Source organism: Xenorhabdus sp. NBAII XenSa04 (assembly GCF_963866145.1).
GTDB lineage: Bacteria > Pseudomonadota > Gammaproteobacteria > Enterobacterales > Enterobacteriaceae > Xenorhabdus > Xenorhabdus indica.
In genome coordinates this window covers 1-1,030 of sequence record NZ_CAWMEB010000287.1, presented here as the reverse complement: position 1 = coordinate 1,030, position 1,030 = coordinate 1, and the positions used below count along the sequence as shown (strand labels likewise).

1 pseudogene is annotated in these 1,030 nt (G+C 54.9%); it reads right to left on the bottom strand.

The window, feature by feature from the left end:
- Positions 1–55: 55 nt before the first annotated feature.
- Positions 56–1,030 (bottom strand): annotated as a pseudogene (locus AAC147_RS10290) (hypothetical protein); the annotation flags it as partial.

The window sequence follows — 1,030 nt, the reverse complement described above, 5'->3', positions numbered from 1 at the left end:
GTGGTGAGTGACCATCAGGGGACGCCGCGCGAGATGCTCAACGAGGCCGGCCAGCTTATCTGGGCGCAGCGGCTGAGAACCTGGGGGCAGGCAGATCATTCTCAGGTGATTGCGTCCAATGATGCAGATTATCATGTTGGTTGTAACTTCCGGTTTTTAGGCCAGTATTTTGATGAGGAATCCGGGCTTTTTTACAATCGGCATCTCGCGGCGTCCCCTGATGGTCACTCACCACATAGTGCAGCTTGCCTCGCTCAAAACGGGCTGACGGTGTGAGTGCGCCCGGTTCGTAGAGCCAGCGGACACGCTGATTTTCCGCCGGTGTGCCATCGGCATAAATCGGCGTTTCCTCAACCAGATGGTCACCGCTCCACAGGTAATCCTGTCCGACGATGGCATCCGCTCTCAGTGCTAAATCCGGTTTGCCATCCAGCCACAATTTTAAATTTGTGGCAGCCAATTTTCCATCGTGAATTTTCAGTTTTTGGAGTCGCCTACCAAAAGGATCGTATTTATACTGCCAACGCGATCCATCTGGGGTTTCGCAGTGGGTAAGCTGGTTTTGCGTATCCCAGCGATAGCGCCAGATTTGTGGGCGGAAGCCATCACGGTGTTCAGTTTTTTCCACCAGACGACCGTTGTCATCATAGCGATAACGGTTATCCCCTTGCTGCACAACACGTCCGGCTTTCTGGCGTTGATTGATTTGTGCCACCGCTCCCCGCGCATCGGTCGGCAGATGTTGGCTCAGGTTACCGTTGGCATCATAACGGAACTGTTCTTCATACGGACGGTTGCCATCAAACAGGGTATGCAGTATTTGGTCGTTAGTATTGTAACGGTAGCGGGTTTGTCCCCAGCGGCTGTCGTCAATCACACGGACGTTATGGGCGCGGTCGTATTGCCAGCTCCGGTTGACGGCGGTGGCCTGGGGTGGGAAGTGCGGATCGTTTTGCGCCAGCGTTTCCCGGAAAAATTGGGTAGCCTGACCCGCCGACTGATGTGCCAGCAGGCCAGTTGCGGTGTAGCG